At 68.6% G+C, this 24,468-nt stretch carries 24 protein-coding genes and 3 tRNA genes; 15 read left to right on the top strand and 12 right to left on the bottom strand.

Annotation, left to right across the window (positions count from 1 at the left end; all coding sequences use genetic code 11):
• The first annotated feature begins 26 nt into the window (after nucleotides 1-26).
• Genes QN141_02000 through QN141_01985 form a run of 4 tightly spaced genes read left to right on the top strand, consistent with a single transcriptional unit; the run spans nucleotide 27 to nucleotide 3,831 of the window.
• A complete protein-coding gene (locus tag QN141_02000) occupies nucleotides 27-590 on the top strand; it encodes a Uma2 family endonuclease (protein ID MDR7557241.1) in 564 nt (187 codons plus the stop codon).
• A 57-nt stretch (nucleotides 591-647) separates the two neighbouring features.
• Entirely contained in the window at nucleotides 648-1,007 is a 360-nt protein-coding gene (locus tag QN141_01995; protein MDR7557240.1) for a DUF1844 domain-containing protein, read from the top strand.
• On the top strand, nucleotides 1,004-3,070 hold the full coding sequence (locus QN141_01990; protein ID MDR7557239.1) for a thioredoxin domain-containing protein: 2,067 nt from the start codon (nucleotides 1,004-1,006) through the stop codon (nucleotides 3,068-3,070). The genes QN141_01995 and QN141_01990 overlap by 4 nt, the downstream gene beginning before the upstream one ends.
• A complete protein-coding gene (locus QN141_01985; GenBank protein MDR7557238.1) occupies nucleotides 3,070-3,831 on the top strand; it encodes a DUF309 domain-containing protein in 762 nt (253 codons plus the stop codon). Before QN141_01990 ends, QN141_01985 begins: the two co-directional genes overlap by 1 nt.
• A gap of 69 nt (nucleotides 3,832-3,900) precedes the next feature.
• On the opposite strand, the gene QN141_01980 is transcribed toward QN141_01985, so the two are convergent.
• Nucleotides 3,901-3,994: transfer RNA gene (locus QN141_01980), tRNA-Ser, on the bottom strand.
• A 35-nt stretch (nucleotides 3,995-4,029) separates the two neighbouring features.
• Entirely contained in the window at nucleotides 4,030-4,539 is a 510-nt protein-coding gene (locus QN141_01975; protein ID MDR7557237.1) for a hypothetical protein, read from the bottom strand.
• A gap of 167 nt (nucleotides 4,540-4,706) precedes the next feature.
• Here QN141_01975 and QN141_01970 point away from each other — a divergent pair.
• A tRNA-Arg gene (locus tag QN141_01970) sits at nucleotides 4,707-4,782 on the top strand.
• Between the two features lie 90 nt (nucleotides 4,783-4,872).
• Here the strand turns inward: QN141_01970 and gabT are convergent.
• The 6 genes from gabT to QN141_01940 all read right to left on the bottom strand — a co-directional run bounded on the left by gabT (nucleotide 4,873) and on the right by QN141_01940 (nucleotide 11,179).
• Nucleotides 4,873-6,201 carry a 4-aminobutyrate--2-oxoglutarate transaminase gene (gabT, locus tag QN141_01965; GenBank protein ID MDR7557236.1) on the bottom strand — a complete coding sequence of 443 codons (1,329 nt, stop codon included), beginning with the start codon at nucleotides 6,199-6,201 and terminating at the stop codon, nucleotides 4,873-4,875.
• Between the two features lie 37 nt (nucleotides 6,202-6,238).
• The gene (locus tag QN141_01960) at nucleotides 6,239-6,943 is read right to left on the bottom strand and encodes an ABC transporter ATP-binding protein (GenBank protein MDR7557235.1); all 705 of its coding nucleotides are present in this window, start codon (nucleotides 6,941-6,943) and stop codon (nucleotides 6,239-6,241) included.
• Nucleotides 6,930-7,652: an ABC transporter ATP-binding protein gene (locus QN141_01955; protein MDR7557234.1), complete on the bottom strand. Its 723-nt coding sequence runs from the start codon at nucleotides 7,650-7,652 to the stop codon at nucleotides 6,930-6,932. The genes QN141_01960 and QN141_01955 overlap by 14 nt, the downstream gene beginning before the upstream one ends.
• A gap of 6 nt (nucleotides 7,653-7,658) precedes the next feature.
• Nucleotides 7,659-8,663, bottom strand: coding sequence for a branched-chain amino acid ABC transporter permease (locus QN141_01950; protein MDR7557233.1), 1,005 nt, complete (start codon nucleotides 8,661-8,663; stop codon nucleotides 7,659-7,661).
• 1 nt (nucleotide 8,664) lies between these two features.
• A complete protein-coding gene (locus QN141_01945; GenBank protein MDR7557232.1) occupies nucleotides 8,665-9,537 on the bottom strand; it encodes a branched-chain amino acid ABC transporter permease in 873 nt (290 codons plus the stop codon).
• 379 nt (nucleotides 9,538-9,916) lie between these two features.
• On the bottom strand, nucleotides 9,917-11,179 hold the full coding sequence (locus QN141_01940; GenBank protein ID MDR7557231.1) for an amino acid ABC transporter substrate-binding protein: 1,263 nt from the start codon (nucleotides 11,177-11,179) through the stop codon (nucleotides 9,917-9,919).
• 497 nt (nucleotides 11,180-11,676) lie between these two features.
• Between QN141_01940 and QN141_01935 the strand changes: the two genes are divergently transcribed.
• Nucleotides 11,677-11,752 (top strand) — tRNA-Arg (locus QN141_01935).
• Nucleotides 11,753-11,793: 41 nt separating this feature from the next.
• Here the strand turns inward: QN141_01935 and QN141_01930 are convergent.
• Nucleotides 11,794-12,681, bottom strand: a complete 888-nt coding sequence (locus QN141_01930) for a hypothetical protein (GenBank protein MDR7557230.1) — start codon at nucleotides 12,679-12,681, stop codon at nucleotides 11,794-11,796.
• Nucleotides 12,630-12,983, bottom strand: coding sequence for a hypothetical protein (locus tag QN141_01925; protein ID MDR7557229.1), 354 nt, complete (start codon nucleotides 12,981-12,983; stop codon nucleotides 12,630-12,632). Before QN141_01925 ends, QN141_01930 begins: the two co-directional genes overlap by 52 nt.
• A 338-nt stretch (nucleotides 12,984-13,321) precedes the next feature.
• Between QN141_01925 and cimA the strand changes: the two genes are divergently transcribed.
• The gene (gene cimA, locus QN141_01920) at nucleotides 13,322-14,923 is read left to right on the top strand and encodes a citramalate synthase (protein MDR7557228.1); all 1,602 of its coding nucleotides are present in this window, start codon (nucleotides 13,322-13,324) and stop codon (nucleotides 14,921-14,923) included.
• On the opposite strand, the gene QN141_01915 is transcribed toward cimA, so the two are convergent.
• Nucleotides 14,924-15,334, bottom strand: coding sequence for a cupredoxin domain-containing protein (locus QN141_01915; GenBank protein MDR7557227.1), 411 nt, complete (start codon nucleotides 15,332-15,334; stop codon nucleotides 14,924-14,926).
• 112 nt (nucleotides 15,335-15,446) lie between these two features.
• On the opposite strand from QN141_01915, the gene QN141_01910 reads away from it, so the two are divergent.
• The 3 genes from QN141_01910 (at nucleotide 15,447) to QN141_01900 (ending at nucleotide 18,283) form a co-directional block, all read left to right on the top strand.
• The gene (locus tag QN141_01910) at nucleotides 15,447-16,115 is read left to right on the top strand and encodes a MarR family winged helix-turn-helix transcriptional regulator (GenBank protein ID MDR7557226.1); all 669 of its coding nucleotides are present in this window, start codon (nucleotides 15,447-15,449) and stop codon (nucleotides 16,113-16,115) included.
• Nucleotides 16,116-16,287: 172 nt separating this feature from the next.
• Nucleotides 16,288-17,688 carry a cytochrome D1 domain-containing protein gene (locus tag QN141_01905; protein ID MDR7557225.1) on the top strand — a complete coding sequence of 467 codons (1,401 nt, stop codon included), beginning with the start codon at nucleotides 16,288-16,290 and terminating at the stop codon, nucleotides 17,686-17,688.
• Nucleotides 17,689-17,692: 4 nt separating this feature from the next.
• Nucleotides 17,693-18,283, top strand: coding sequence for an SCO family protein (locus QN141_01900; GenBank protein MDR7557224.1), 591 nt, complete (start codon nucleotides 17,693-17,695; stop codon nucleotides 18,281-18,283).
• 20 nt (nucleotides 18,284-18,303) lie between these two features.
• On the opposite strand, the gene QN141_01895 is transcribed toward QN141_01900, so the two are convergent.
• Nucleotides 18,304-21,237 (bottom strand): tetratricopeptide repeat protein, encoded by a 2,934-nt coding sequence (locus QN141_01895; GenBank protein ID MDR7557223.1) that lies wholly within the window; start codon nucleotides 21,235-21,237, stop codon nucleotides 18,304-18,306.
• Between the two features lie 134 nt (nucleotides 21,238-21,371).
• On the opposite strand from QN141_01895, the gene QN141_01890 reads away from it, so the two are divergent.
• From QN141_01890 to QN141_01870, 5 genes are read left to right on the top strand one after another with little or no spacing between them, the layout of a single operon-like run.
• On the top strand, nucleotides 21,372-21,569 hold the full coding sequence (locus tag QN141_01890) for an Os1348 family NHLP clan protein (protein ID MDR7557222.1): 198 nt from the start codon (nucleotides 21,372-21,374) through the stop codon (nucleotides 21,567-21,569).
• An 18-nt stretch (nucleotides 21,570-21,587) separates the two neighbouring features.
• Entirely contained in the window at nucleotides 21,588-22,127 is a 540-nt protein-coding gene (locus QN141_01885; GenBank protein ID MDR7557221.1) for a hypothetical protein, read from the top strand.
• A 44-nt stretch (nucleotides 22,128-22,171) separates the two neighbouring features.
• Nucleotides 22,172-22,687 (top strand): hypothetical protein, encoded by a 516-nt coding sequence (locus tag QN141_01880; protein MDR7557220.1) that lies wholly within the window; start codon nucleotides 22,172-22,174, stop codon nucleotides 22,685-22,687.
• A gap of 55 nt (nucleotides 22,688-22,742) precedes the next feature.
• Entirely contained in the window at nucleotides 22,743-23,297 is a 555-nt protein-coding gene (locus QN141_01875; GenBank protein MDR7557219.1) for a hypothetical protein, read from the top strand.
• Between the two features lie 14 nt (nucleotides 23,298-23,311).
• On the top strand, nucleotides 23,312-24,139 hold the full coding sequence (locus tag QN141_01870) for a hypothetical protein (GenBank protein MDR7557218.1): 828 nt from the start codon (nucleotides 23,312-23,314) through the stop codon (nucleotides 24,137-24,139).
• Nucleotides 24,140-24,468: the final 329 nt, after the last annotated feature.

The following is a 24,468-nucleotide window of genomic DNA, read 5'->3' as shown; positions in this document are numbered from 1 at the left end:
AATAGGGTCACACGAGGTGTCCCGCGGTGAACGTACAGCTCAAGCGGTGGACGCGAGCGGAGTACGAACGGCTGGGCCGGCACGGCGTGCTGGGGGAGGATGACGGGGTCCAGCTGATCGACGGGGAGATCGTGCAGATGGGACCCCAGGGACCCGCGCATGCCGCGGCCGTGAGCCTGGTCGCCGATGCGTTGAGAGCGGTCTGCGGCTCCGGCTACCACGTGCGCGTCCAGCTGCCTCTGGCCGTTTCCGGCGAATCTGAGCCGGAACCGGACCTGGCCGTAGTCTCGGGGACGCCAAGGGACTATCGCGACGCTCAACCGACCACGGCGGTCCTGGTTGTGGAGGTGGCGGAGACCACGGCCGAGTTCGACCGGGACCGTAAAGGACCACTCTACGCGGGCGCAGGTATCCGTGACTACTGGGTCCTTGATCTGGCTGCCGCCGCGGTCGACGTATACCGCGATCCGGGCCGCGACCGGGACGGACGGCCGGGGTATCGCTCCCACATCCGCCTGGGTGGGAGTGAAGAGATCGCCCCGCTGGCGTTCCCCCAACGTCCCATCCCTGTCCGGGAGCTCCTCCCCTAGGATCGCGGTCGCATTCACTGTACGGTCACCGCTACACTGCTGCCTGGAGGGAGGGCGATGACGGAAACACCGCCCGAGCAGCGCCAGAGAGATATCCCGCGGGAAGAGGCACCCTCTTCCGAGACCGAGCGCGTCCCGCTCCGGCCCCCGGAGCTGGTGCGGTGGTGCGTCTCCCTGCTGGCCAGCAGCGCCTGGCAGGCCCTGGGGCTGGTCCCGGACCCGGCCACGCACAAGGTCGAGCGGAATCTGGAGGACGCGCGCCTGGCTATCGACGCCGCAGCCGCGCTGGTCGAGCACCTCAGGCCGCGCACCGACGACCGGGAGCGGAGGGAACTGGACAACCTCGTGGCCACCCTCCGCCTCAACTTCGTGGAGCAGGCCGCGAAGGGTCAGGGGGGCGGGGCGGGCGCCCCATGAGCCCCAACCGCCTGGCCGATGCGCGCAGCGCCTACCTGCGCGGCGCCGCCCATCAGCCGGTGGCCTGGCTGCCCTGGTCGGAGGAGGCCTTCCGGCGGGCCCGGACGGAGGACAAGCCGATCCTGCTGGACATCGGCGCGGTGTGGTGTCACTGGTGCCACGTCATCGACCAGGAGAGCTACGATGATCCCGACGTCGCCCGGATCATCAACGAGCACTTCGTCCCGATCAAGGTGGACCGCGACGAGCGGCCGGACATCGACGCCCGCTACCAGAACGCGGTGAGCGCGATCACCGGCCAGGGCGGCTGGCCGCTCACCGCCTTCCTCACGCCCGACGGCAAGGTCTTCTTCGGCGGGACCTACTTCCCGAAGGACGACGCCTACGGCCGGCCCGGGTTCAGACGCGTCCTCCTCAGCGTCGCCGCCTACTACCGCGACCGCAGGGACGAGGCGGTGGGGGCCGCGGAGCAGCTGCACCGCCAGCTGGCCGCCGTGCTGGCCGGCCCGCAGGCCGGCGGGCCCCTGGACCCCGGGCACCTGGAGACGGCGCTGGCCTCGATCCGCCGCCTCTACGATCCCGTGGAGGGGGGCTTCGGCGGCGCGCCCAAGTTCCCCCATCCTTCCACGCTGGCCTTCCTGTTGCGCGTCTCTGCCCGCACGGGGCAGAACGATTTCCTCGAGATGGCGGTGCGCACGCTGGAGAAGATGGCCCGCGGCGGTATCCACGACCAGCTCGGGGGCGGGTTCCACCGCTACGCGACCGACGCCCGCTGGATCGTCCCCCACTTCGAGAAGATGCTCCCCGACAACGCCGGACTGCTCGCGAACTACGCCCAGGCTTTCCAGGCCACCGGCCATCCGCTCTTCGCGGCCGTGGCCCGCGACACGGCGACCTTCATGGCCGCCGTGCTGGCCGATCCCCGGCAGGGGGGATTCTTCGGCAGCCAGGATGCCGACGCGGGTCCCGGCGACGACGGCGGCTACTTCACCTGGACGGAGGCGGAGGCGAAGGAGGTCCTCTCGGCGGACGAGTTCACCGTCCTGGCCGAGCACTACCACCTGCGCGGCCGGGGCGAGATGCCCGGCGACGGCCGGCACGTCCTTTTCGTCGACCGCGATACGGACGTCGTCGCCGCCCTGACCGGGCGCCCGGTGGAGGAGGTCCACACCCTCCTCGCCTCGGGCCGCCGCAAACTCGCCGAGGCCCGCAGCCGCCGCCCGGCGCCCTACGTGGACACCGCCTGCTATGCGAACTGGAACGGCCTGGCCATCTCGGCCTTCCTGACGGCCTCCGCCGCGCTGGACGAACCGGCGTACCGCGATCCGGCGCTGCGCTCGCTGGAGCGGTTCATCGCCGAGGGGTATGCGCCGGGGCGCGGGTTCGTCCACGTCCTGGGCGGGGACGGATTGCGTCTGGCCGACGATCAGGTGCAGATGGCGCAGGCCCTCCTCGACGCGTACGAGGTCACCGGCCGGACCCGCTATCTGCGCATTGCACGGGACGTCACGGACGCCGCGCTCCGTGACTTCTGGGAGGATCCGGGATTCCGCGACGCGGGGAAGAGCGACGAGGCCGGGCTGAGTACGCCCTACAGGCCGCTCCAGGATTCGCCCACGCCGTCGCCCAATGGGGTCGGCGCCCTGGTCCTGCTGCGGTTGTCCCGGCTGCTCGGGCTGGACGGCTATCGCTCGCTCGCCGCACGGCTCCTGGCGGCTTTCGTTCCGGGCCTGGCTCCGCACGCCGTGTATGCGTCCACGCTGTTCATCGCCCTCGACCACCTGCTCTACGAACCGGCGCACATCGCCATCGTCGGCGCGCCGGATGATCCGCGCACGCAGGCCCTGCACGGGGCGGCGCTGCGCGCCTGGCGGCCGGGACGCCTGATCAGCCATCATCGCGCCGACGGTGAGGAGGACGTCCCCGTACCGGAAGCCGCGCGGGCGATGCTGGGCCACGCCCGGGTCCCCACCGCCTTCGTCTGCGCCGGCGCCTTCTGTGCCCCGCCGGTCACCACCCCCCAGGCGCTCGTCGAGACGCTGGCCGCATTCCGCGGAAGCTGATGTCCTACGTCGAGCTGAAGCACCTGCTGGCCGATCTGGCGCTGGATGCGATCGGCGATCCCGCCCGGGTCTCCCGGGTGGCCGTCGCCGCCGCCTGTGCCCGGGAGGCTTCCCGTGGGTCGGACGGAAGCGCACCGGCCCTGACGCGGGGGGAGTGCCTGACCCGCGCCGCGGTCCTGGCCGCGCCGCTGGGGAGCCGCCCGGAGCCGCGGGACATCGGACACCTGGAGCGCGCCGGGCTGCTCGAAGGCGACGTCGACGTTGTCCGACTCGCCGCGCGTTTTGCGCCGTACTACGAGTACGCGGAGCGCCAGCTGAGCCGTCTCCTCGACGCCCTGGCGGCCCTGCGGCGGGAAGCCGGAAGCGGCGGCACCGAGCAGGCGGTCCGCGTCGCCGCCATCCTCTTCAATGCCGGCCTCTTCTTCGAGTGCCACGAGTGGACCGAAGCCCTCTGGAAGAAGGAGACGGGCGCTTCCCGAGAGCTCTTCCACGGTCTCGTCCAGGTGGCGGCCGCCTTCTACCACCACGAGAAGGGCAACCACCACGGCCGTCGCGCCCTGCTGGCCAGGGGACGGGGACGGCTGGCTTCTTACCCGGCCACCTACCTGGGGCTCGAGCTGGAGCGGTTCCGCAAGGAGCTGGCCGCCTGGGCGGAGCACTTCGACGGCGGGCCGCGGCCCGCCGCCTTCCCCCGGTTGACCTCCGCGCCAAACACTAAAGGGAGCTCCGCGGGGGTAACGGGTCTGCGTTGGAGGGGGTAGCGGGGGACGGAGCTCCCTTATCTGAGGGATTCCCCAAGAGCCCTGCGGCTAGACCTGGCCGGCCGGACCTGGCGGAGGGGGTGGGATTCGAACCCACGGAGCGGGTTTTGCCCGCTCAACCGCTTAGCAGGCGGCTACCTTCGGCCGACTCGGTCACCCCTCCGGACGCATCTATCCTACCACACCCGCCGTCCGGCCCTACAATCCCTGGGTGATGGCCTTCCACTGGCCGGGGACGAAGACGACGATCTGGACGACGCGGCCGCTCATCGCCCCCCGCTTGCCGATGTCGAAGGCGATCCCCTGGCCGTCGTAGACCAGGGTGGTCGAGCTCTCGTCCTCCTCGGTGGTGAACTCCCGGCCGTAGGCCGCCTCCACCGCCGCCCGCTCGCTGCCGCCGGTGATGTTCCCTTTGTCGGTCCGGTAGAGGTCGCTCAGGACGATCACGCAGAGGACGATGCGCCCCGACTCCTTCTCGGTGATGACGACGAAGGGCCGCAGCGGCCACTCGTACAGCGTGTATTTCCCGGAGCGCGAGTCGGCCTGGTTGTAGAGGCTGCCGAAGGCCGCGATGGCCTCGCTCGCCACCCCCCCGATCCGCACGCCGGCCACGTGCACTCCGGCGGAGATAGTCGTATTGGCCTGGGCGAAAGCCGGTTCCCCCAGCAGGGCCAGGACCACCAGCACGGCCCACGCAACCCCTCTCATAATCGCACCTTCTTGTCGCCTGGGATGAGATGCTACCGGGGAGAGTACCCCGGAAGCGTAACGTCTACTCTACCATATTCGCCCATACCGCGTTTCGCCGGAGCCGTGCGACTGCGGAGGGCGGATCGGACGTGTTATAATCGGCCTGCGGTTGGCTCCTTGCGTGCGCGCCCGTAGCTCAGTGGATAGAGCGTTGGCCTGCGGAGCCAAAGGCCGTGGGTTCAAGTCCCGCCGGGCGCGCCACTACCTTGCGAAGCAGACAAGATACGGCGACATCCCAAAACCAAGTACCTCCGAGCACATTCCATACGTGCCATGCTTTCGTGGCTTCATTCAGGCGGCCGCAGCCGCCAGTGCTTCTTCCAGAATCTGCAGGCCGGTCTCCAGCTCCTCGTCGCTGATGGTCAGCGGGGGCAGCAGGCGGACCACATTGTCGTAGACACCGGCCTTGAGGATGAACAGGCCGCGCTGGTGGCAGCCGCGCAGCACCGCTGTCGTCTCCTCGACCGCGGGCTCCCTGGTGCTCCGGTCCCGCACCAGCTCCAGCGCCGCCATGGCTCCCAGGCCCCGAGCCTCTCCCACCAGCGGGTAACGTTCGGCCATCTGGCGCAGGCGGGCCTGGACGGCGGCACCCACCCGGCCGGCCCGCTCCAGGAATGCGGGATCGGTCACCAGGTCGAGCACGGCCAGCGCCGCCGCACAGCTTACGGGGTTGCCGCCAAACGTCCCTCCCAGGCCTCCCACCACCGGAGCATCCATCACCTCCGCCCGTCCCACCACCGCCGCCAGAGGTAGACCGGCGGCCAGAGATTTGGAGAGGACCAGCAGATCGGGAGCCACGCCGGCGTGCTCTACGGCAAAGAGGCTTCCCGTGCGGCCGAAGCCTGTCTGGATCTCATCCGCGATGAGGAGGATCCCGTGACGGCGGCAGACCTCCGCCACGGTGGGCAGGAATCGCGGGTGCGGCACGACGAAGCCGCCCTCACCGGCCACCGGTTCCACGATGACCGCGGCCACATCCTCCGCGTCGACGTGCGTCTTCAGGAAGGCCTCCAAGGCCTGACCGGTGCAGATGGGGCAGTCACCAGGATCTCCGCCCCGCGGGCAACGGTACGGGTAGGAGTACGGCGCCCGGTAGATCTCGGGAGCGAAGGGGCCGAAGCCGAATTTGTAGGGCTTGATCTTGCTGGTCAGGCTGAGGGCCAGCAGTGTCCGCCCGTGGAAGGCATACTCGAAGCAGACCAGGGCGCGGCGCCCTGTGGCCGCGCGGGCTATCTTTACGGCGTTCTCCACCGCCTCAGCGCCGCTGTTCACCAGGAGGACCTTCTTCGCCCAGCCACCGGGCGTGATCGTGGCCAAGCGTTCTGCTAAGCGCAGATACAGTTCGTACATGGCCACGTGGGCGCAGGTGTGCAGGAAGCGGTCCGTCTGGTCGCGCACAGCCTCCACCACTGGCGCGGGGCGGTGCCCCACGTTGACCACGCTGATGCCGGCAGCGAAGTCGATGAACTCGTTACCATCCACGTCCCGCAGGCGGGCCCCCTCCGCCCAGGCGACGAATGTGGGGACTGTGGTGGCCACCCCGCGGGGGACGTATTGTTCGCGCAGGCGCAAGAGCTCCTGGGCCCGGGGCCCGGGCAGGGCAACTCTGGTGCGAGGCATGCTCTCCTCCCTTCTCCGAGGGACGGCCGCGGAGACGTCAGCGACCCAGGTAGGCGCGTCTGACGTGGGGATGGTCGAATAGCTCCGCCGCTCTTCCCTCCAGGACAACGCGTCCGGTCTCCAGAACATAGGCGCGGTCCGCGACCTCCAATGAGAGGTAGGCATTCTGCTCGACGAGGAGCACGGTGCGCTTCTGCTCGTGGAGCCTGACGATTGCGTCGAAAACCGTGTCCACCACCTTGGGGCCCAGCCCAAGGGACGGCTCGTCTAGCAACAACAGTTTGGGGTTGGCCATCAGCGCCCGACCGACGGCCAGCATCTGCTGCTCCCCGCCGGAGAGCGTCCCGCCCGCCTGGCGGCGACGCTCCGCCAGCACGGGAAAGAGGTCAAATACCTCCTCCAGGCGGGCCTGGATCTGGCTCCGATCTCTGATCTGTAGCCCGCCCATCCATAGGTTCTCCTGCACGCTGAGGTAGGGGAAGATGCGCCGTCCCTCGGGCACGTGCCCGATGCCCAGGCGGGCGATCTGGTGCGGTTCCATGCGGTCGATGCGCTTGGCCTCGAAGTGAATGCTGCCGGCCAGGGGGTGGAGCAGCCCTGAGACGGTGCGCAGCAGCGTGGTCTTCCCCGCGCCGTTGGCGCCGATGATGGAGACAATCTCCCCCGGAGAGACCAGCAACGAGGCCTCACGCAGCGCGGCCACCTGGTCGTAGGCTACGGTTATGCCCTCAACGCGGAGCATGACGCCGCTCCCCGAGGTAGGCGCGGATGACCGCCTCGTCGGTGACGATCCGCTCTGGAATGTCCTCGGCGATCTTTCGTCCCTCATCCAGCACCACGATGCGCTCGCACAGGGACAGGATGGCGTCCATCACGTGCTCCACCACCACAATGGTAATCCCACGGGCGCGAATGGCCCTAATCAGCTCCACCGCCGCCCGCACCTCTGCGGGGTTCAGCCCGGCCATAACCTCATCCAGCAGCAGCAGCTCCGGCCGTGTGGCCAGGGCGCGCGCCAGCTCCAGGCGTTTCCGGTCCTCCAGGGTCACCTGGCTGACTAGCTCCCGGGCCTTCTCCGCCAGCCCGACGAATTCCAGGATCTCCGTGGCGGCGCGCCGGGCTGCGGCCATGGTCCTCGCATGGATCAGGGCGCCCACCGCCACGTTGTCCAGGACGGTCATCTTGACAAACGGGGCGGGAATCTGGAAAGTCCGGCCGATGCCCAGGCGGGCGATGCGGTGCGGGCGGAGGCCGGTGATGACCTGACCCCGGAAGCGCACGAAGCCGCGGTCCGGCGGGTAGATCCCGGTAACCAGGTTAAAAAAGGTGGTCTTGCCGCTGCCGTTGGGGCCGATCAAGCCGATGATGGCCCCCGCGGGGACGGTGAGGGAGAGGCCGTCCAGGGCCAGGAGGCCGCCGAAGCGCTTGGTTAGATCCTCCGTCTCTAGCACCGGCGATCACCACCTCATCCGCTCCCGCCACCAGCGCCAAGCCGCGTGGGGGGCCAGCAGAGGCGTGCGCCGACCCTCCAGCAGGCCGACGATCCCCCCCGGCATGAACAGGACGACGATGCAGATGGCCGCGCCGATGATCACCAGGTAGAGGGTGCTCTCGCCCCAGACGAGCCAGAGGCTACGGCTGACCAGCTGCACCAGGAAGGCGCCCAGCAGCGGCCCCCAGAAGGTGCCCATTCCCCCCAGGAAGACCATGACCACCATCAGGTCAGTAATAATCCCGCCTAGGACGCTGTCCGGGTGGATGTAGGTCAGCCAGTAGGCGTAGATGCCTCCCAGCACCCCGGGGAAGAACGCGCTCAGGGCGAAGGCATTGATCTTCACCGCCACCGTGTTGACCCCTACCATCTCGGCGGCCTCCTCGTGCTCCCGAATGGCCAGCAGTTTGTAGCCGAAGGGCGAGCGCTCTAGAAGCAGGTAGGTGGTCACGTAGACCAGGGCGCTTGTCCCCAGGGTGACGTAGTAGAAGAACGGCAGGTTGAGCAACGCCGGCAGGCGCATGCCAAACGCTCCTCCGGTGATGTCCAGCACCGTGGCCACCTGCCGCAGCATCTCCCCGAAGGCCCAGGTGGCGATGGCGAAGTACGCTCCGCGCAGCCGCAGGGTGGGATAGCCGATGGCCGCAGCCAGGGCGGCAGCCAGCACCCCGGAGACCACCAGACCGGCGGGGAAGGACCATCCCAGGACGGTCATGCCGATCCCGGTGATGTAGGCGCCTAGGCCGAAGAAGGCGCCGTGGCCGAAGCTGAGATAGCCGGTGTAGCCGCCGATGATGTTCCAGCTCTGGGCCAGCCCCGCCCACAGCAGGACCTCGGTGGCGATACGGATCCAGAAAGAAGAGACGGCAAAGGGCAAGAGGAGCAGTGCGGTCCCCAGGAGGATTCCCAGCGTCCAGCGGGGAGCGGCGCTGCGGGCAGGTGACCGGACCTCGATGGCTGGCGTGGTCACATCACAACCCGCGGCGGAGGATGCCCCGCGGCGCAACCAGCAGGCTCAGGTACATGAGGAGGAAGAGGGCAAGGAGGGTGTAGCGGCCGCTGATGTAGACGCCCACGAAGGACTGAATCAGGCCCAGGAGGAGGCCGGCCACGATCACCCCGGGAACGTAGCCCATCCCGGCCAGCACCACCACGAAGAAGGCGAAGATAACGTACTTCGCCCCCATGGCCGCGTGGATGGAAAAAAGCGCGCCGATGAGCACCCCCGTCATCCCGGTCAATCCCGCATAGGTGCCGTAGACCAGGGCGCCGACCCGTCGCACGTCTACACCCAGGAGCGCCGCCGTCTCCCGGTCCTGGGCGGTGGCCCGGATGGAGACGCCCAGACGGGTGCCGTAGAGGAAGACCATAAATAGCACAGTGGCCAGGACGCCGAAGACGAAGCCGGCCAAGCGCAGCGCCGGGAACGTGGTCACCCCCAGGGTGACGCTCTGTCCGGAGAGCCAGGTGCTCACCGAGCGCACATGGTAGCCCCAGGCGGAGAGGGCGCCCCCCTTGATCAGGGTGGAGAGCCCAAAGGTGAAGACTAGGCCCATCAGCGCCGGGTGATGCCGTCGCCCGCTAACCGCCCGGTAGATCAACGGGTAGACCAGCCAGCCAGCGGCAAAGAACAAGGCGAAGATCAGGGGCAGGTAGACCATGGGGTCCTGCCTGAGGTAACGCACCAGCCAGTAGGCCGCATACGCGCCCAGCATGACCCACTCCCCCACGGCGAAGTCCACGATGTGCATGACACCGAAACAGAGGGAGAAGCCCACGCCGACGACGATGATCAGCCCGCCGATGAGGCCGCCGTCAATAAGGGTCTGTAGGAACAGCTCCACGGCTAGCCGGACTGCCTAACTAGGTTGTTGACATAAGACTGCCTCTTGACGCTGGTTCTGGGACGGAATGCACAGGTTCGCCCGGGGAGGCAGTCATGGCTCACCCACACAGCAAGCTCACGCCCTTTGGCCGTCTGCTGCTGGTCCAACGCATACAGCACCTGCCTTGGCCTGCGAGCCAGTCCGCTGCTTCCACCGCCATGGGTCTCGCAGTTGCGCACGCTGGACCGTCCGAAGTCCTGCACCTCGCCGTCGACAGCCAGCGCACCCTGAGAATTCGCGCCCGCGAATTTCTGGGAGCCCCGGTCGGTCTGCGCAGGAATTCCTGGACATGCTGCCGAGCGGCCGGGGACGGGGTCGCCGTCCCCGGCCTCCTGACTTAGCGCTTGTCCCAGCTGGGCGTGGGATATTTGGGGGCCTTCAGGCGCAGCTTGCCCGGGCCGACCTCCACGATCACGCCGCCCTGGTACTGCAGGGCAATGGGCTGCAGCCCCGCGTTGTCATGGTAGTAGTCCCCGGAAGTGGCGAACTTGATCGGCCCGTAGAAGGTCATCAGGTCCAGCCGCTCCAGGGCTCCGATCAGCGCGTCCTTCTGCGCCTGCGTCAGTGGCGGCGCGGCGTTAATGGCCCGCAGCGCCTCCTGGAAGGCGATGCCCGCTGCGGTAGAGGCCGCCTCGGTGTAGTCCGGATCGCTGCCGAAGCGGGCCTTGAACGCAGCGGCGTACTCCTGCGGAGTCTTGAAGAGGATCTTCGCCTGGTAGTTTAGGTTGGGGGTCCATACCGAGGTACCGAAGACGTACTCGGCGTCCTTGCCCAGCCCCTTGCGGAAGTCGGGGGTAGTCATCCCGTAGTGCTGCACGAACGCCTTGGGGTTGAACTTGAGCTCCTTGGCGGCCTTGATCATCTCAATGGCCGCCTTCTCGTGCGATCCCATCGCGAAGATGTCCGGGGTCAGCGCCTTGGCCGCGCTCACCGCCGGCGTGTAGTCGCTGCCCTCCGGCACGATGTCGAAGCGCAGCACCTTGATGCCAAACTTCTGGGCGGCGGTGCGGAACGCCTCGGCGGCGAACTTGGAGAAGGCATCGTCGATCCCCAGAATGGCAATGGTCTGCGGCTTGGGGGACACGTCTTGCGCCAGGGTCTGGATGGACGCCTGGGCGATGATGGTCACCGTGGGGATGGTCCCGAAGGTGTACTTGAACTTCCCCTTCCAGATGAGCGGGGACTCCGCCGATCCGGTGATGTGTGGAACGCGGTACTTCTCGGTGATGGGTGCCAGGGCCAGGGTTGTGCCGCTGGCGTAGGGGCCTAGGATGAAGTCCACCTTCTCCTGGGTGATCAGCCGTTCTCCGGCCACGGCGGCGGTAGCCGGCGTGCTCTGGTCATCGGCGTAGATCAGCCTGACCTTGTAGGGTTTGCCGCCGATCAGGATGCCGCCTGCCTTGTTCAGGGTTTCCGCCCAGAGGTCGTAGCCGCGCTTGGTCACGTTGCCGCCGAAGGCCAGCTCGCCGGACAGCGAGGTGACCACCCCCACCTTGTACTCGGCCGCCTGCTGCGCCGCCACCAGCCCCGCGGCGCCGACTAGATACAGGGCCAGGACGCTAGCAAACCAGCGGATCGCCCACCAGCGCAACGTCTTCATGGCTCCGCCTCCTCACCTCCGCGAGAACTCATTGCCGCCCGCCCGCAGGCGCACTCCCATCTCCCTTCCTTCTCTGTGCTGGCCCAAGGCAAGTATTCTCGACGTCCTCAATTGCTACCCCAAAGAAACCCGCTCCACCGGTGCGGGTGCTGAGCCCTCGGACCGTGCCGCCGAAACCTGCCTCCCGCCCCAACCTGATTCATTAATTTCATTATCTTATCATTTCACCTCACCGGCTCCGGCCGATGCCGCCCATCGGGCGGTGAGGGTATCGTCCCCGGCAAGTGGGCATGAGAGGCTCCGCCTGCGGGCCAGACCCAGTCAGCGGAGGCCACGCCGGCATCCGCTCGGCCTTATGCACCCTCCCCTCGTTGCTCTTCATTCTCCTCCTTCCAAGATCGGCTACAGTTAGGCTACAGCAGCGGGTCCGAGAGGAAGCCCCTGGGTGAGGGGAGCCGCGCGGAAACCCACGTCTGTAGCGTATAATCTGAAGGTGCGGGCCCGTAGCTCAGTGGATAGAGCAGGGGACTCCTAAGCCTCTGGTCGGGGGTTCGATTCCCTCCGGGCCCGCCAGACTCAGGCCTTCCGTGCCCGGCTTCGTGTTCCGTGTTGACTCATCGGGAAACCTGAGTTTCCGGGGCCCGTTGCCTCACGGACCCTCCTGAGTGAAGGCCGTGGCGCCACAGAGTCGCCAGGTGCCGCTCAAGCTCCCGGCGCACCTGGACGGGGTTGAGGGTTTGGTAGAGAGCCCGGAGGGCCTGCGTGGCGGAGGGCGAGACCTCCGGGGCCTCCAGGACGCGCTGGTAAGGGGTCCGGGCCTGATCGTAGCGCCTGATCACCTTGGCCCCCACACGCTCCTTGGCGACAAGGCGCATGGTCGGTTGGAAGAAGTTGATCCAGAGTCGCAGCACATCGTAGACGGCATTGAGCGCGGCAGCAGCCTGCTCCCCCTCGTACCGTTCGTAGCCGATGAGGCGGCGGATCACTGCCCCATTGCGTTCTTCCACGTGGGCCTGGTCGTTCTTGCAATACTCCCGGGAGCGGGTGAACGTGAGGCGCGGGGCGCGACAGTAGGCGAGGAGGTTGGTGTTGATGAAGGCGCTGTCATTGTCGGCATCGATGCCCAGGAGGGGGAAGGGGAGCCGATCGCGGATGATGGTGAGCGCCTCAAAGACCCAACGTTGGCTGCGGTTGACCACTGCGCGGGGCTCGAACCACGCGGTAGCGACGTCCACCAGCGAGAGGCTGTGGAGGTACTCGCCGTGCGTCGCCTCGCCGCAGTGGGCGACCAGGTCCAGTTCGGTGAAGCCGGGGTGGCGCTCGTCCCAGGGGGTGAAGGTGCGTACCGGGACGTGCGGCTTGAGCAGACGTCCCGGGCGGGTGGTCGTGAGGCCTCGGGGTTTGAGCTGCCGTCGATAGGGGGCGAGCTTCCGGTCGATGGTGGCGGCACTCATCCGCAGCAGCGCGGCTTCGACCGCCGGGGGGAGGTAAGTTCGCCGCACCGCCGCAGGGCCTCGAGCCAGGGCGCCAGGAACGGGCGCAAGCGCTTGCTGCACAGATAGCCGGAAGCCTCCCAGAGGCGGTGGAGGGCCTCCACGACGGGACGGTCGTACCGGACCCGTCGCCCTCGGCGTTCGCCCGGGCGGCGGGGTGGCCCGTGGCGGAGGAGGGTGATGGCGTACGTCCGATGGTAGCCGGTGGCCTTGACGAAGGCGGTCAGGATCTGGGTCTTCTCGGCTCGCCGGGCTGTGCGGTAGTGGGGGTGCAGGGCCTGGGCCAGTTGGCGCTTGGCGAGAGGGGTCATGGGGCCGGTCGGACCTCCAAAGGTGGCGAGAAGTTGCCTCAGGTTTTCTATGAGGCAACGGCCCCGGCCTCGCTCGGATTTATTCTGAGGCAATGCGGGCGCTTGACAGACCCGCCGGCGCTTGGGTACAGTGCGTGGAAAACCGGGGCAGCGTTCCGGCCCCCAGGCGGGCCGGCAGGGAAGTGCGCCTAGGGTTCCACAGCTTTCACAAGGGGCTGGTTGGGTCCAAGCGGCGCAGGCGGTCCAGGGCGGCCGCTACACCGTCAGGAGAGAAACCTGAGGGAGAGGTTCCTTGCGGAATCTGTCCCTCAGGTTTTCTTCTGAGCCGGGTGAGGCCGATGAGCAACCGTGTGACCGTCTTTGACACCACGCTCCGCGACGGCACCCAGGGCGCGGGTATCAATTTTTCCACGGACGATAAAGTGAAGATCGCCCTCCGCCTGGACGAGTTGGGTGTCGACTACGTGGAAGGCGGGTGGCCGGGCAGCAATCCCAAGGACCTCGCCTTTTTCACCCGGGCCCGCGAACTGTCGTGGCAACACTGCAAAATTACGGCCTTCGGCAGCACCCGACGCCCCAACACGCGACCCGACGACGATCCGAACCTCCAGATGTTGATCCAGTCGGGCGCGCCGGCCGTGGCCATCTTCGGCAAGAGCTGGGATCATCATGTCACCGTCGCTCTGCGCACCACGCGGGACGAGAATCTGCGCATGATCGCCGACTCGGTCGCCTATCTGAAGCGCCACGGCCGGGAGGTCGTCTACGATGCCGAGCACTTCTTCGACGGTTACCGGCACGACGCCGTCTACGCGCTAGAGACGCTGCGTGCCGCCCGGCAGGCCGGCGCGGACGTCCTGGTGCTCTGCGATACGAACGGAGGGACGTTGCCCGACGAAATTCGGCGCATCATCCGGACCGTCCTGGAGCGGGTCGGCGGGCCGGTGGGCATTCACGCCCACAACGACGGCGCGCTCGCGGTGGCCAACACCCTGACCGCGGTACAGGCCGGCGCCGAGCACGTCCAGGGCACCATTAACGGCTATGGCGAACGGTGCGGCAACGCCGACCTCTGCGCCGTCGTCGCCAACCTGCGCCTCAAACTGGGATACGAGTGTCTGCGGCCGGACGCCCTCTCGCGCCTAGTCGAGGTGTCACGCTTCGTCAGCGAGATGGCCAACCTGGCGCCTGACGACTACCAGCCCTTCGTCGGGCGCAACGCCTTTGCGCATAAGGGGGGCGTCCACGTCAGCGCGGTGATGGCGGATGCGCGGACCTACGAGCACATCGACCCGGCCAGCGTGGGCAACGAGCGTCGGGTCGTCGTCTCGGATCTCTCCGGACAGGCCAACGTGCTCTACAAGGCTGGCGAGATGGGCCTGTCGCTGGACCGCTCGCGGCCGGAAGTGAAGGAGATTCTGGCCCGCGTGAAACGCATGGAACACGAGGGCTACCAGTTCGACGGAGCCGAGGCGAGCTTCGCGCTCATCATGCGGCGGCTGCTGGGCGTGCACCGCCCCCTCTTCGACCTCTGCTGGTTCCACGTCCGCGTGGTTGGCGGCGAGGGCGGCGCGGTGCGCGCCGAGGCCACGGTCAAACTATCGGTCAACGGCGTGGAAGAGCACACCGCGGCCGAGGGCAACGGGCCGGTGCACGCGCTGGACCGCGCCCTGCGCAAGGCGCTGGAAGGGTTCTATCCCGCGCTGCGGACCATCCGGCTCACCGACTACAAGGTCCGCGTGCTCAACGCCGAGGCCGCGACCGCCGCCCGGGTGCGCGTGCTCATCGAGTCGTCCGACGGCCGGCGCAGCTGGGGCACGGTCGGCGTCTCGGAGAACGTCGTGGAAGCCAGCTGGCTGGCGCTCGTGGACAGCTTCGAGTACGGCCTGCTCCACCACGATGACGCCACGACCGCCCGGGCGGGGCCGCCGCCGGCATGATCACGGTCGAGGCAGCACCAGTAAAGTCCCGGTATAGTGGACGCTGAAGGGGTGCAACTGGCAATAGATAACGAAGGCTCCCGGTCGCACGCCCGCAATCCGGATGACCTTAGTCTGCTTGGGTTCCAGCACTTCCCTCACCCCGTAGGCGTCAACGGAGAACCCTTCCGCGATGGGGCTCTCGTTGGTCACGCGGAAGACCACGGTGTCGCCGGCATAGGCGACCGCGTCCGCCGGCAGATTGGTGACGGCCACGGTCGGGACCTCCGCCACCGTCGCCTTCCAGAATTTCATCGTCACCCGGTACTCGCGTGTCCGCGACGCGGCCGCCTGCCCGCGTGCTCCGGTCAGAGCAAAGGCCCCGGCGGCCATCAGTACGACGACCGCCGCCAAAACCACCCTCTTGCGCACAGTCCACCTCCGCGAAGAATTTAATTAGGCGTCCTAATTAAATTAGCGTCGCCGGGCCGGGCTGTCAAGAGCCGCCAGGAGGCGCCGGGGCGCGGCGACGAAAGGAACAGCGATGCGCCGGAGATCATTTGACCTAGTCTCAGGGCCGGTGGAGCGGCGGATCGCCACCGGACTGGCCAAGATCGGCCTCGCCCTGAAGATCCATGCCTGGCGGGAAGCCGGAGCCCGGGCCGTGACCCCCACGCAAGCGCAGATCCTGTCCCTGGTCGGGAATGCTCCGGAGGGGGTGACCGTGGGCGAGGTGGCCTCTCGGCTGGGGGTGACGGCACCGACGGCCAGCGACGCCGTGGAGGCGCTGGTCCGCAAGCAACTCCTCCGTAAGGGCCGGTCCCCGCGAGACGCCCGGGTGCGGTCGATCACCGTCACCCCGCAGGGTCGCCGGGTGGCGCGCCGCATAGGCGACTGGACTGATTTCCTTGTCCCCGCTGTGGAAGCGCTGGACCCTGATGAACAGGCTATCTTCCTGCGCGCCCTGGTGAGTATGATCCGTATTCTGCAGGACCGGGGCGAGATCCCGGTCTCCCGGATCTGCGTGACCTGCCGGTTCTTCCGCCCCTACGTACACAAGAACCCCGCGCGTCCGCACCACTGCGCCTTTGTCGACGCCCCCTTCGGCGACCGGTTGCTGCGGGTGGATTGCAGCGACCACCAACCGGCGGATGCGGGCACCCAGCGCCGGCGGTGGGAGCAGTTCCGGACAGGCCGGGGCGAGGCTCAGTGACATTCCATCGGAAGGAGTCCTCATTACTTTCGACGAACTGCCCGCCGAAACAGGCGGGGATGGGGGGGGGACCGCGATGCGGCGGACGAGGGCAGGGACGGCAGGGCTCGCCATTGTCGCCCTCATACTCCTGGGGGCGTCGACACCCGGTGCCGGGCAGGCGCCACCGCCGGTGAGCAATGCCGTCACGGTCGGGGAGCTGGCCCCATGGTTCACACCCCAGACCCTCCGCATCGAACCCGGGCAGGAAGTGGTGTGGTCCTTCAGCGAGGCGCACACGCTGCACACCATCACTTTTCTCACCGGCTTCGACGAACCTGCCAAGACCGTGGGCTTCGTCGGGCGCAAGGGCACCGTCCGATTCACCTTCACCAAGCCCGGGCTCTACGTCTACGTCTGCGCCATCCACCCTTACATGGACGGCCAGATCGCCGTCGGCACCGACCCCGCCCCGCAGTTCATGAAGCCCTGGCCTCCGGCCTCCCCCGGACCGCTCTCCCCCCCGCGCGTGCGCGGGCGCGGGGAGGTGTGGGTCGATACGCAGTTCCAGACACGCCCCGGCAAGATGACCGCCGGCACGATCACCGTCGTGGACGCAGCGACGATGAAGGTGAAACGGGTCATCGAAGGCGACTTCGATAACCCGCACAACCTGATGGTCTCCTGGGACGAGCGCTACGTGATCCAGACGAACTGGCACGCCAACTACATCACGGTGCTGGACGCCAGGACGGGACGGGTGGTGAAGAACCGGATTCGCGTCGGCGAGTCTCCCGCGCACACGCACACCACGCCCCAGGGCAAAGCCGTGGTGACGATCAACGCCCAGGACCGACTCGCCGTCCTGGATGTGAGCAAACTGGTCGATCCGGCGATCCCGGCGGCCCAGATCCCGATCCGATACATCGAGGTCCCCCTGGGCCCTCACGGCGGCTGGATCTCGCCGGACGGCAAGATCCTCGTCGTGGCCAACGCCCTCTCCGGCAAGATGTCCGTGGTGGACATGAACACCGAGAAGCTGCTCACGACCGTCGACCTCAGCAAGGTCACCGACACCGACGGGAAGCCCTTCGGCGCGAACCTTCCGCTGTATGCCTCCGTTTCGCGCACCGGCCGCCTGGCCGCCACCACCACCGTCCTGCTCACGGCGGACAAACTGCTGCAGGGGCGGGTGGTGTTCCTGGACCTGCGCGCTCCGGCCAGTCCCAAAGTCGTCAAGGTCGTGCGCGTCGGCGCGGTCCCGATCCAGTCACCCTTCAGTCCCGACGGCAAGTGGGTGGTCGTGGCGAACACCGGGTCGGCCACGGCGAGCATCATCGCCGTGGACCAGGCCAATCCGAGCAACATCCGCGTGGTCGCCGAGGCGAAGGCCTACAAAGGGGCCCACGGCGTGGCCTATGGATTCAAGCAGGGGGGCGGGTTCCTGGCCTACGTCACGAACAAGTACGCGCCCGTGTTGACCGTAATCGACCTGTCCCGCCCCACTCCCGGGAAAGCCGGCGACGTCTTCCTCGGTCCCGACGCCTGGGGCGGGAACGGGGTGGTGGTCATCCACCCGCGTCCGGCGCACTGAGAAGGTGCGAGGCCCCCTTGCTGTCCTGTTGAGCGCGCTCCTGCTGGAGTGGGGCGGGGGAGCAGCTCGGGCCGCGCCCCACGGAATGCTCCGCGGCCTCCCCATCCTGCCGCCTGAGCCGGTGATTGACTTCACCCTCGTCGATCAACACGGCCGGCCCTTCCGGCTGCGCGATCAGCGCGGGTCCCTGGTCGTGCTGACCTTCGGCTTCACCTCCTGCCTCGACCTGTGCCCGCTGACGCTGGGCACGCTGAAGCGCGCCTACAATGCTCTGGGCCCGGAACGCCGACGCGTCCGCGTCGCGCTCATCACCGTCGATCCGCGGCGGGACACTCCGACGCGGCTGAAGACGTATCTGGCGTCGTTCCACCCGGACTTCATCGGGCTGACCGGCCCGGAACCGGAACGCCTCCGGGTGTACAAAAGTTTTGGCGTCGTGCCGGAACGGTACATGCTCGACGCCCATCGGCTCGTCGTCAACCATCCCCCGGCCATCTACGTCATCGACCGGACGGGCTATCTGCGGGTGTCCTACAACTGGGGGGGCCCGGCGGAGGATGTCGCCCACGACATCCGGGTGTTACTCCAGGACTGATCCGAGACGAAGATGCCCGCTCACGGCGCTGCGGGCCGGGCGATCGCGTCGCGCAGCGCCACGGTTTCCGCGTCGGGCGGCGCGTCCAGTTCGTCCCGCAGGATCCGGACGCAGCGGTCGTACTGGCGCAGCGCCAGATCGCGGTGGCCCAGGCCGGCGTAGCAGCGCATCGCCCCGCGGTGGGCATCCTCCAGCGTGGCATCGCGGCTCAGCGCACGCTGATACCACTCCAGAGCCCGCTCCACCCGTCCCGCGCGTTTGTGGCTGCTGGCCACGGCCAGGCAGGCCTCGACCCAGCGGGCGCGCACCGCGTCGCGCTCCAGCGCCGCCCACCCGGCGTACGGCGCATCCTCGAGCAGCTCTCCGCTGTATCGAAGAAGGGCGCCTTCATAGCGTGACAGCGCATCCGCCGCCATCATCTCCCTCGGGCCCGGCCGGAGGGCGGCGTTGAAGGCGTCGAAGTCCACGACGGCGCCCGCCGGCAGGTCGATCCGGTAGCCTCCTCGCTCCCGCCGCAACGCGGACGCGCCGAGGCCGGAGGCCTCCAGTCCGTTTCGCAGACGCGTGAGCGTGGCGTAGAGGGTGGTGCGCTCCACCGAGGGCGCCTCGGGCCAGAAGACCTCGGCCAGCTCTTCCGCCGGCACCGGGCGGGGGCGGCGGAGCAGCAGGTACTGGAGGATGGCCAGTGCGCGCGGCCGTCCCCACGTGCCGTCGGAGACATCTTCGCCGCCCACGCGGAACCGGAACGGGCCGAGCAGGTTGATCTCCACCCGCGTATTGGAAGCAGGCGCGCCGGCGTCGGCGGCTCCGGACAGCGTCTTCGCGATGATCTCCTCGGCGGGGGTCGCGTAGCCCCGACTGTACGCGGCGGCGAACTCGGCCCCGGAGCGGATCCGTTGCAGGAGCCGGTCATACTCCTCCCGGGCCACCGGGGGCACCGGGGATTGCGCCGCGTCCCGGAGGGCGGTCGCCGCGCCCAGCAGCCAGGCCGCTCCGGCGAGATGCCCCCGCTCCACGGCGACGGCGGCCAGTCCTTCCAGGCACTCGCTGACGTAGGCGCGCTGCTGCGTCTCCTCGGAAAGGACGAGGCTGCGTCGGTAGCGCTCCTCGGCGGTGTCCAGATCGTCGGCCAGGCGCGAGGCGCGTCCGAGGTTGGCCAGCACGCCGACCACGAACGCACGGGCCCCGGCACTCTCGAAGATCTCCAGGCTCTCGCGCAAGGTCAGCTCGGCGCGTTCGACATTCGCGGCGTCCAGTTCCACCTCGCCGAGGTTGTTCAACGCCAGCGCCACGCGGGAGGGACTTCCTTCTTCCCGCTTGAGCCGCAGGCTCTCCTCGTAGAACCGCCGGGCGCTGTCCAGGTCGCCCTGCAGCCGGGCGATCGCCCCCAGATTGTTCAGCGCCTGGGCCGTCCCCCGCGGGTCCCCCATCTTTTGAAAGAGTGCCAGGCCCTCCTCATGAATCGCCCGGGCCTCATCGTAGCGGGCCTGGCGCAGCCGGGCATTTCCCAGGGCGCTCAGCGCCCGGGTCTGGCCTCGCTCATCGCCCAGGCGCCGGCAGATCTCGAGGCTGCGCACGGCCGCCTCCGCCGCCCGAGCGAATTCCCCCGTTTCCACCATGAGCGTCGCCGCGCCGCCGAGGGCTTTCGCCAGGTCCGCCTCGGAGCGTCCCTCGGATGCGGCGACGGCGGCCTCCAACCACCGGCGACCTTCGGACAGCCGGCCGCGCAGCAGCCAGTATCGGGCCAGAGATCCGGCGAGTCGCAGGAGCCGTGACGGATCCCGCCCGGCGGCCCACCGCATCGCCGCCAGAAGATTGTCCGCATCGGCGTCCAGCCGCGACAGCCACTCCGCCTGACGCGATCCGGTGAGCTCCGGTTCGGCCCGCTCCGCGAGGTCGCAGAAGAACACCGCATGGCGGCGCCGCGCATCCTCCTCCTCGCCGCTTGCCGCCAGGACCTCCGCGGCGAACGCCCGCACCGTCTCCAGGATGCGGAACCGCCCATCGGCACCGGGGTTCTGGTCGCGCGAGAGCAGGTTGTGGTTGGCCAGGGGAACCAGGGCATCGAGCGCGGCGCCGGTGAGGGCCTCGGCCGCCTCAAGCGTGAAGCCGCCGGCAAAGACGGACAGCTGACGGAAATGCCGCTGATCTCCGGGGCTGAGCAGCCGGTAGCTCCACTCCACGGCGGCGCGGAGCGTGCGATGGCGGCCGGGCACGTCCCCCGGCGCCTCGGTCAGGAGGTCGAGCACCCCGCCCAGCCGCTCCAGAATCGCCTGCGGCGAGAGGACGTTCACGCGCGCCGCCGCCAGTTCGATGGCCAGGGGGAGGCCATCGAGCTGGGCGCAGATCGCGGCCACCGCCCTCGCGTTGCGGGCATCGAGCGCAAAAGCGGGGTCCAGCGTCCGTGCCCGCTCCACGAACAGGGCCACGGCCGGATAGCTCGCCAGGTCCTGCGGGTCGTAGACGCGGCGCGGGTCCGGACAGGCGAGCGGCGCCACGGGATAGCGCTGCTCCCAGCGGACATTCAACGGGACGCGGCTGGTGACGAGCACCCTGAGTCCGGGGCAGGCGGCGAGGAGTCCGGCCACTTCCCCACGCGCGGCCAGGACGTGTTCGAAGTTGTCGAGAACCAGCAGCAGCCGCCGCTCGGCGAGATGCTCCCGAAGCGTGTCCAGGGGGGTCGAACCGGCGCCCTCGCGAAGGCGCAGCGTCTGGGCAATGGCGGACAGCACGCCCGCGGCGTCGGCGACGGGAGCAAGATCGACGAAGGCGCGTCCCTCCGCAAAGGTTCCTTCCAGCCCGTCGGATGCGGCCTGCGCCAGCCGGGTCTTCCCGACTCCCGGAGGACCGACCACGGTGACCAGACGGGTGGTGCGGCGGGTCAGCAGGTCCCGAATGCCCGCGGTTTCGGCCTCGCGGCCGATGAGCGGCAGCAGCGGCGAGCTCTCGTCCATCAGGGTCTTTGATCCGACATCATACACCTTTTCCCGCCGCGGCGCGCGGTTGGAGCCTGCCGCCGCCGTGTCGGGCCGGTCGGGAGGCTCGTCTGGTAAAGGTTTTGTGCAGAACGGTCTGGCATCCTGAGGCGGTGAGTCTGGAAGCCGTCGCCGAGGTCCTGGCCCGCGCCGTAGAGGATGCGGAGTTCCGGACCCGTCTGGTGGAGGACCCCGCCGGCGCCGTCGCCGGCTACGCCCTGTCCCCCGCCGAGATCGCCTCGTTCCGGGACGGGGAGTTGCGGCGGCTGGTCATGGAAAGGGCCCCCGGAACGGAAATGGACACGACCTGAGTCGGGAGGGTGATCGCCGTGGGGAAATCCGCCGATCTGGTTGTCCTGGCGCTGATCCTGAGCGCTCTGGCTCCGCCTCTGCCGGCCGCGGCCGGCACCAAGTACAATGCCTGCGCGAAGCTGACGGCCGGGGAAGTGGAGGCAGAAGTCCATGCGAAGGTCGACCGCACGATCGAGCAAGACGTCGTCATCAACAACGGGCCGTATACCGGCGAGACCCAGTCCAGCTGCACCTGGGTCTTTGCCGGGGGAGTGGCCAGCGTTGCCATCATCCGGGCACCCCGGACGCCCCAGGAGCGGGACTACGGTCTGGCTCAGCTGCGCGGAGCGGCCGACAGGCTGAAGCAGCAGGGCTGGACGGTCGAATCCACGCAGACCGGGGGCGCCTCCTGCACGCGCATGGTCCCGCCGGCAAGCGAAACCACCGCGCGCCCGAGCACCGGCTGCTTCATGGAGAGCAAGGGCCTGGCCTTCTCGGTGACGGTGGTGGGGCCGGCCGCTGTGACCGCCCGGCAGGTGGCCGCGCTGGCCGGCAAAGTGGCGGCGAGACTGCCGTGATCCCCTGAAGGATGATCACCCCTGCCATGACGCGAGGCGAGAGCATGAGGAAGGTGGTCCGCGCCACGGGGTTGGTGGGTGTGACCCTGCTGCTCGCTCTGGCCTGGCGGGCCGCAGTCGGAACCGCCCAGCCCGCGCGCCCGGATCCCTGCAGGTTGTTGACCGCGCAGGACGTGACCGGCGCGCTGGGAGCAGGGTACCGGAAGGCCCAGCAAGAGGTCGCCGCGCTCACCACGCAGGCCTGTGCCTACATGAAGGGACCCGAGAACTACGCCGAGGTCCTGGTGTTCGGGCCGGTGGAGGATGGAAACGCCGCCGTGCGGCAGCAGCGGGAGTTCTTCGACAAGAACCGGAAGGTCACGCCCCTGCCGTCCTTGGGCAGCAACGGGTACTACGTGATCGGCCCCGTCGGCATCGGCCCCGGCAAGAAGGAACTGATCACCGTGAAGTTCGGAAAGGGCCGCTGGTGGGTGCACCTCCGCGCCGTGACGGGAGGCAAGTCGAACATTGACGCATCGCTCAAGCTGGCTGCGATCGTCTACGCCAGGCTCCCCAACTAGCACGGCCGGCCAGATCGAGGCTACGGAGAGCGCTGATGTCAGGGGGGAAACGAAGATGCGGATTGCCGTGGCAATGGTGCTGATCGCCGCAGTGGCCCTGGTGGCGCCCGTCCCCAGCACGGCGGCGACAAAATACAAACCCTGCTCGCTGCTGACCTCGGCCGATCTCGAGGCCGCGCTCGGCGCGAAAGTGAGCCGAGGAGCGCAGGAAGGCGAGGACACGGATACTCAGGGCACGCCGCTCCAGGGCGAGGTGTTGGACCACTGCGCCTGGGTCCTGCGCGCGGGTCAGGCTGATGTGGGCGTCGTGCTGTGGGCCACCCGCGCGGCGGCCCCGCTCCCGCAGCTCGCCGCCTTCTGGTATCCGCCGAAGGAAGCGTTGGCCCGACAGGATGGCGCGGCGATCGAAACCGTCAGGCTCCCCGGGGCGGAATGCCGGCTCTTCCGAAACGGGAAGCATCCGCTGCTGGGGACCGTGCAGCAGACCTGGTGCCTCATCATCGGCAGGGGGCTTGCGCTGTCCATGGAGGTCACCATCCAGTCGAACGCGCCGGTGGCTCCTCAGCGTGTGAAGGCTCTGCTCGACCAGGCGGCGCGGCGCGCGCCGTAGACAGAGGCCCGGAGATGGAGGTCACGATCGCGGACCAGGGCATCTTTCTCCTGCCGACCCGCCTCACCCCGGAGCAGGCGCGGGAACGGGTGCTGGAGCAGAAGTTCAACGTCTTCGGCACGCTCTCCAAGTTGCTCATCCGCCCGAAGGGCGAAGAGATCCAGATCGGCCTCTCCGAGTTCCGATACCATCCGTTCTGGCACGCCGTCGGTCACAAGCGGTTTCGATTCGCGCGCCGCGCGCAGTATCGCGTGTCGATCGCCAAAGAGGTGCAGTCCGTCGAGATCGCCGGGCAGGCGTACGCGCCGTCCGGCGGAACGATTGTGCTGCCCGGGCAGGAAGACTGCCTAATCGAGGAGCGGAACGAGCTCTTCCTGGACGGGTTGAGCAGCGACGCAAAGGATCTGAGCGGTTACCTGCAGTTCGATCCGCAGGCGGTGGGAGACGGGATCGGGCACGATGTCGCCCTCGTTCCGCCGGAAGTGCGCGCCGCCGATGTGATCCGCCGCGTCCTGGGCGACGTGCTCCACCCACCGTCCGCGGACAAGGTCCTCGAGGAGACCGTCGCCGTCCCCGCCCTCAATCTCTACTACCGGCCGGTCTACGCCTTCGAGTACAGGTGGGAGAGCAAGGGCAAGCGCGCCGTGGCGGAGGTGGACGCGCTGACGGGCGAGTTCCGCGCCGCGGGCAGCCTCTTCGGCGAGAAGCTGCGGAAGGTGCTCAACCGCGACGTCCTCTTCGACATCGGCGGGGAGACGCTGAACCTGGTCGTCCCCGGGGGCGCGATTGCGCTCAAGCTGACCAAGGCGATCGCGGACCGGCGGAAGGCGGGCCCGCGGTGAGGGCCGGGCCGGTCGCGTCTCTCCTGATCGTCCTCGCGCTCATCGCGCAGGGATGCAGTCCCCAGAGCACCCCACGGCCGGCCGGTCCCGCTGCGCAGACTCCCGCGCCCGCGGGACAACCCCCGGCGCTTCCGGGGGGTCCGGCGAACCCTGTCGGCTCGCCCGGGGTTCCCGCCGCTCCTCCTGCAAACTCGACTCCGGCGGCATCCCCGGACGCGTCGCCTCAAGACCTTGGGAAAGCCAGAAAGGACTACGAGGACACGCGGGCCCGGCTGCGGGATTCGCTGGACTACTCGCGGCTGGATGTCCGCGCTGCTCAGGCGAAGATC

This window comes from Armatimonadota bacterium, from assembly GCA_031459765.1.
GTDB lineage: Bacteria > Sysuimicrobiota > Sysuimicrobiia > Sysuimicrobiales > Kaftiobacteriaceae > Kaftiobacterium > Kaftiobacterium secundum.
Note: the sequence above shows the minus strand (reverse complement) of the source record. Positions and strands in the feature narration are given on the sequence as shown.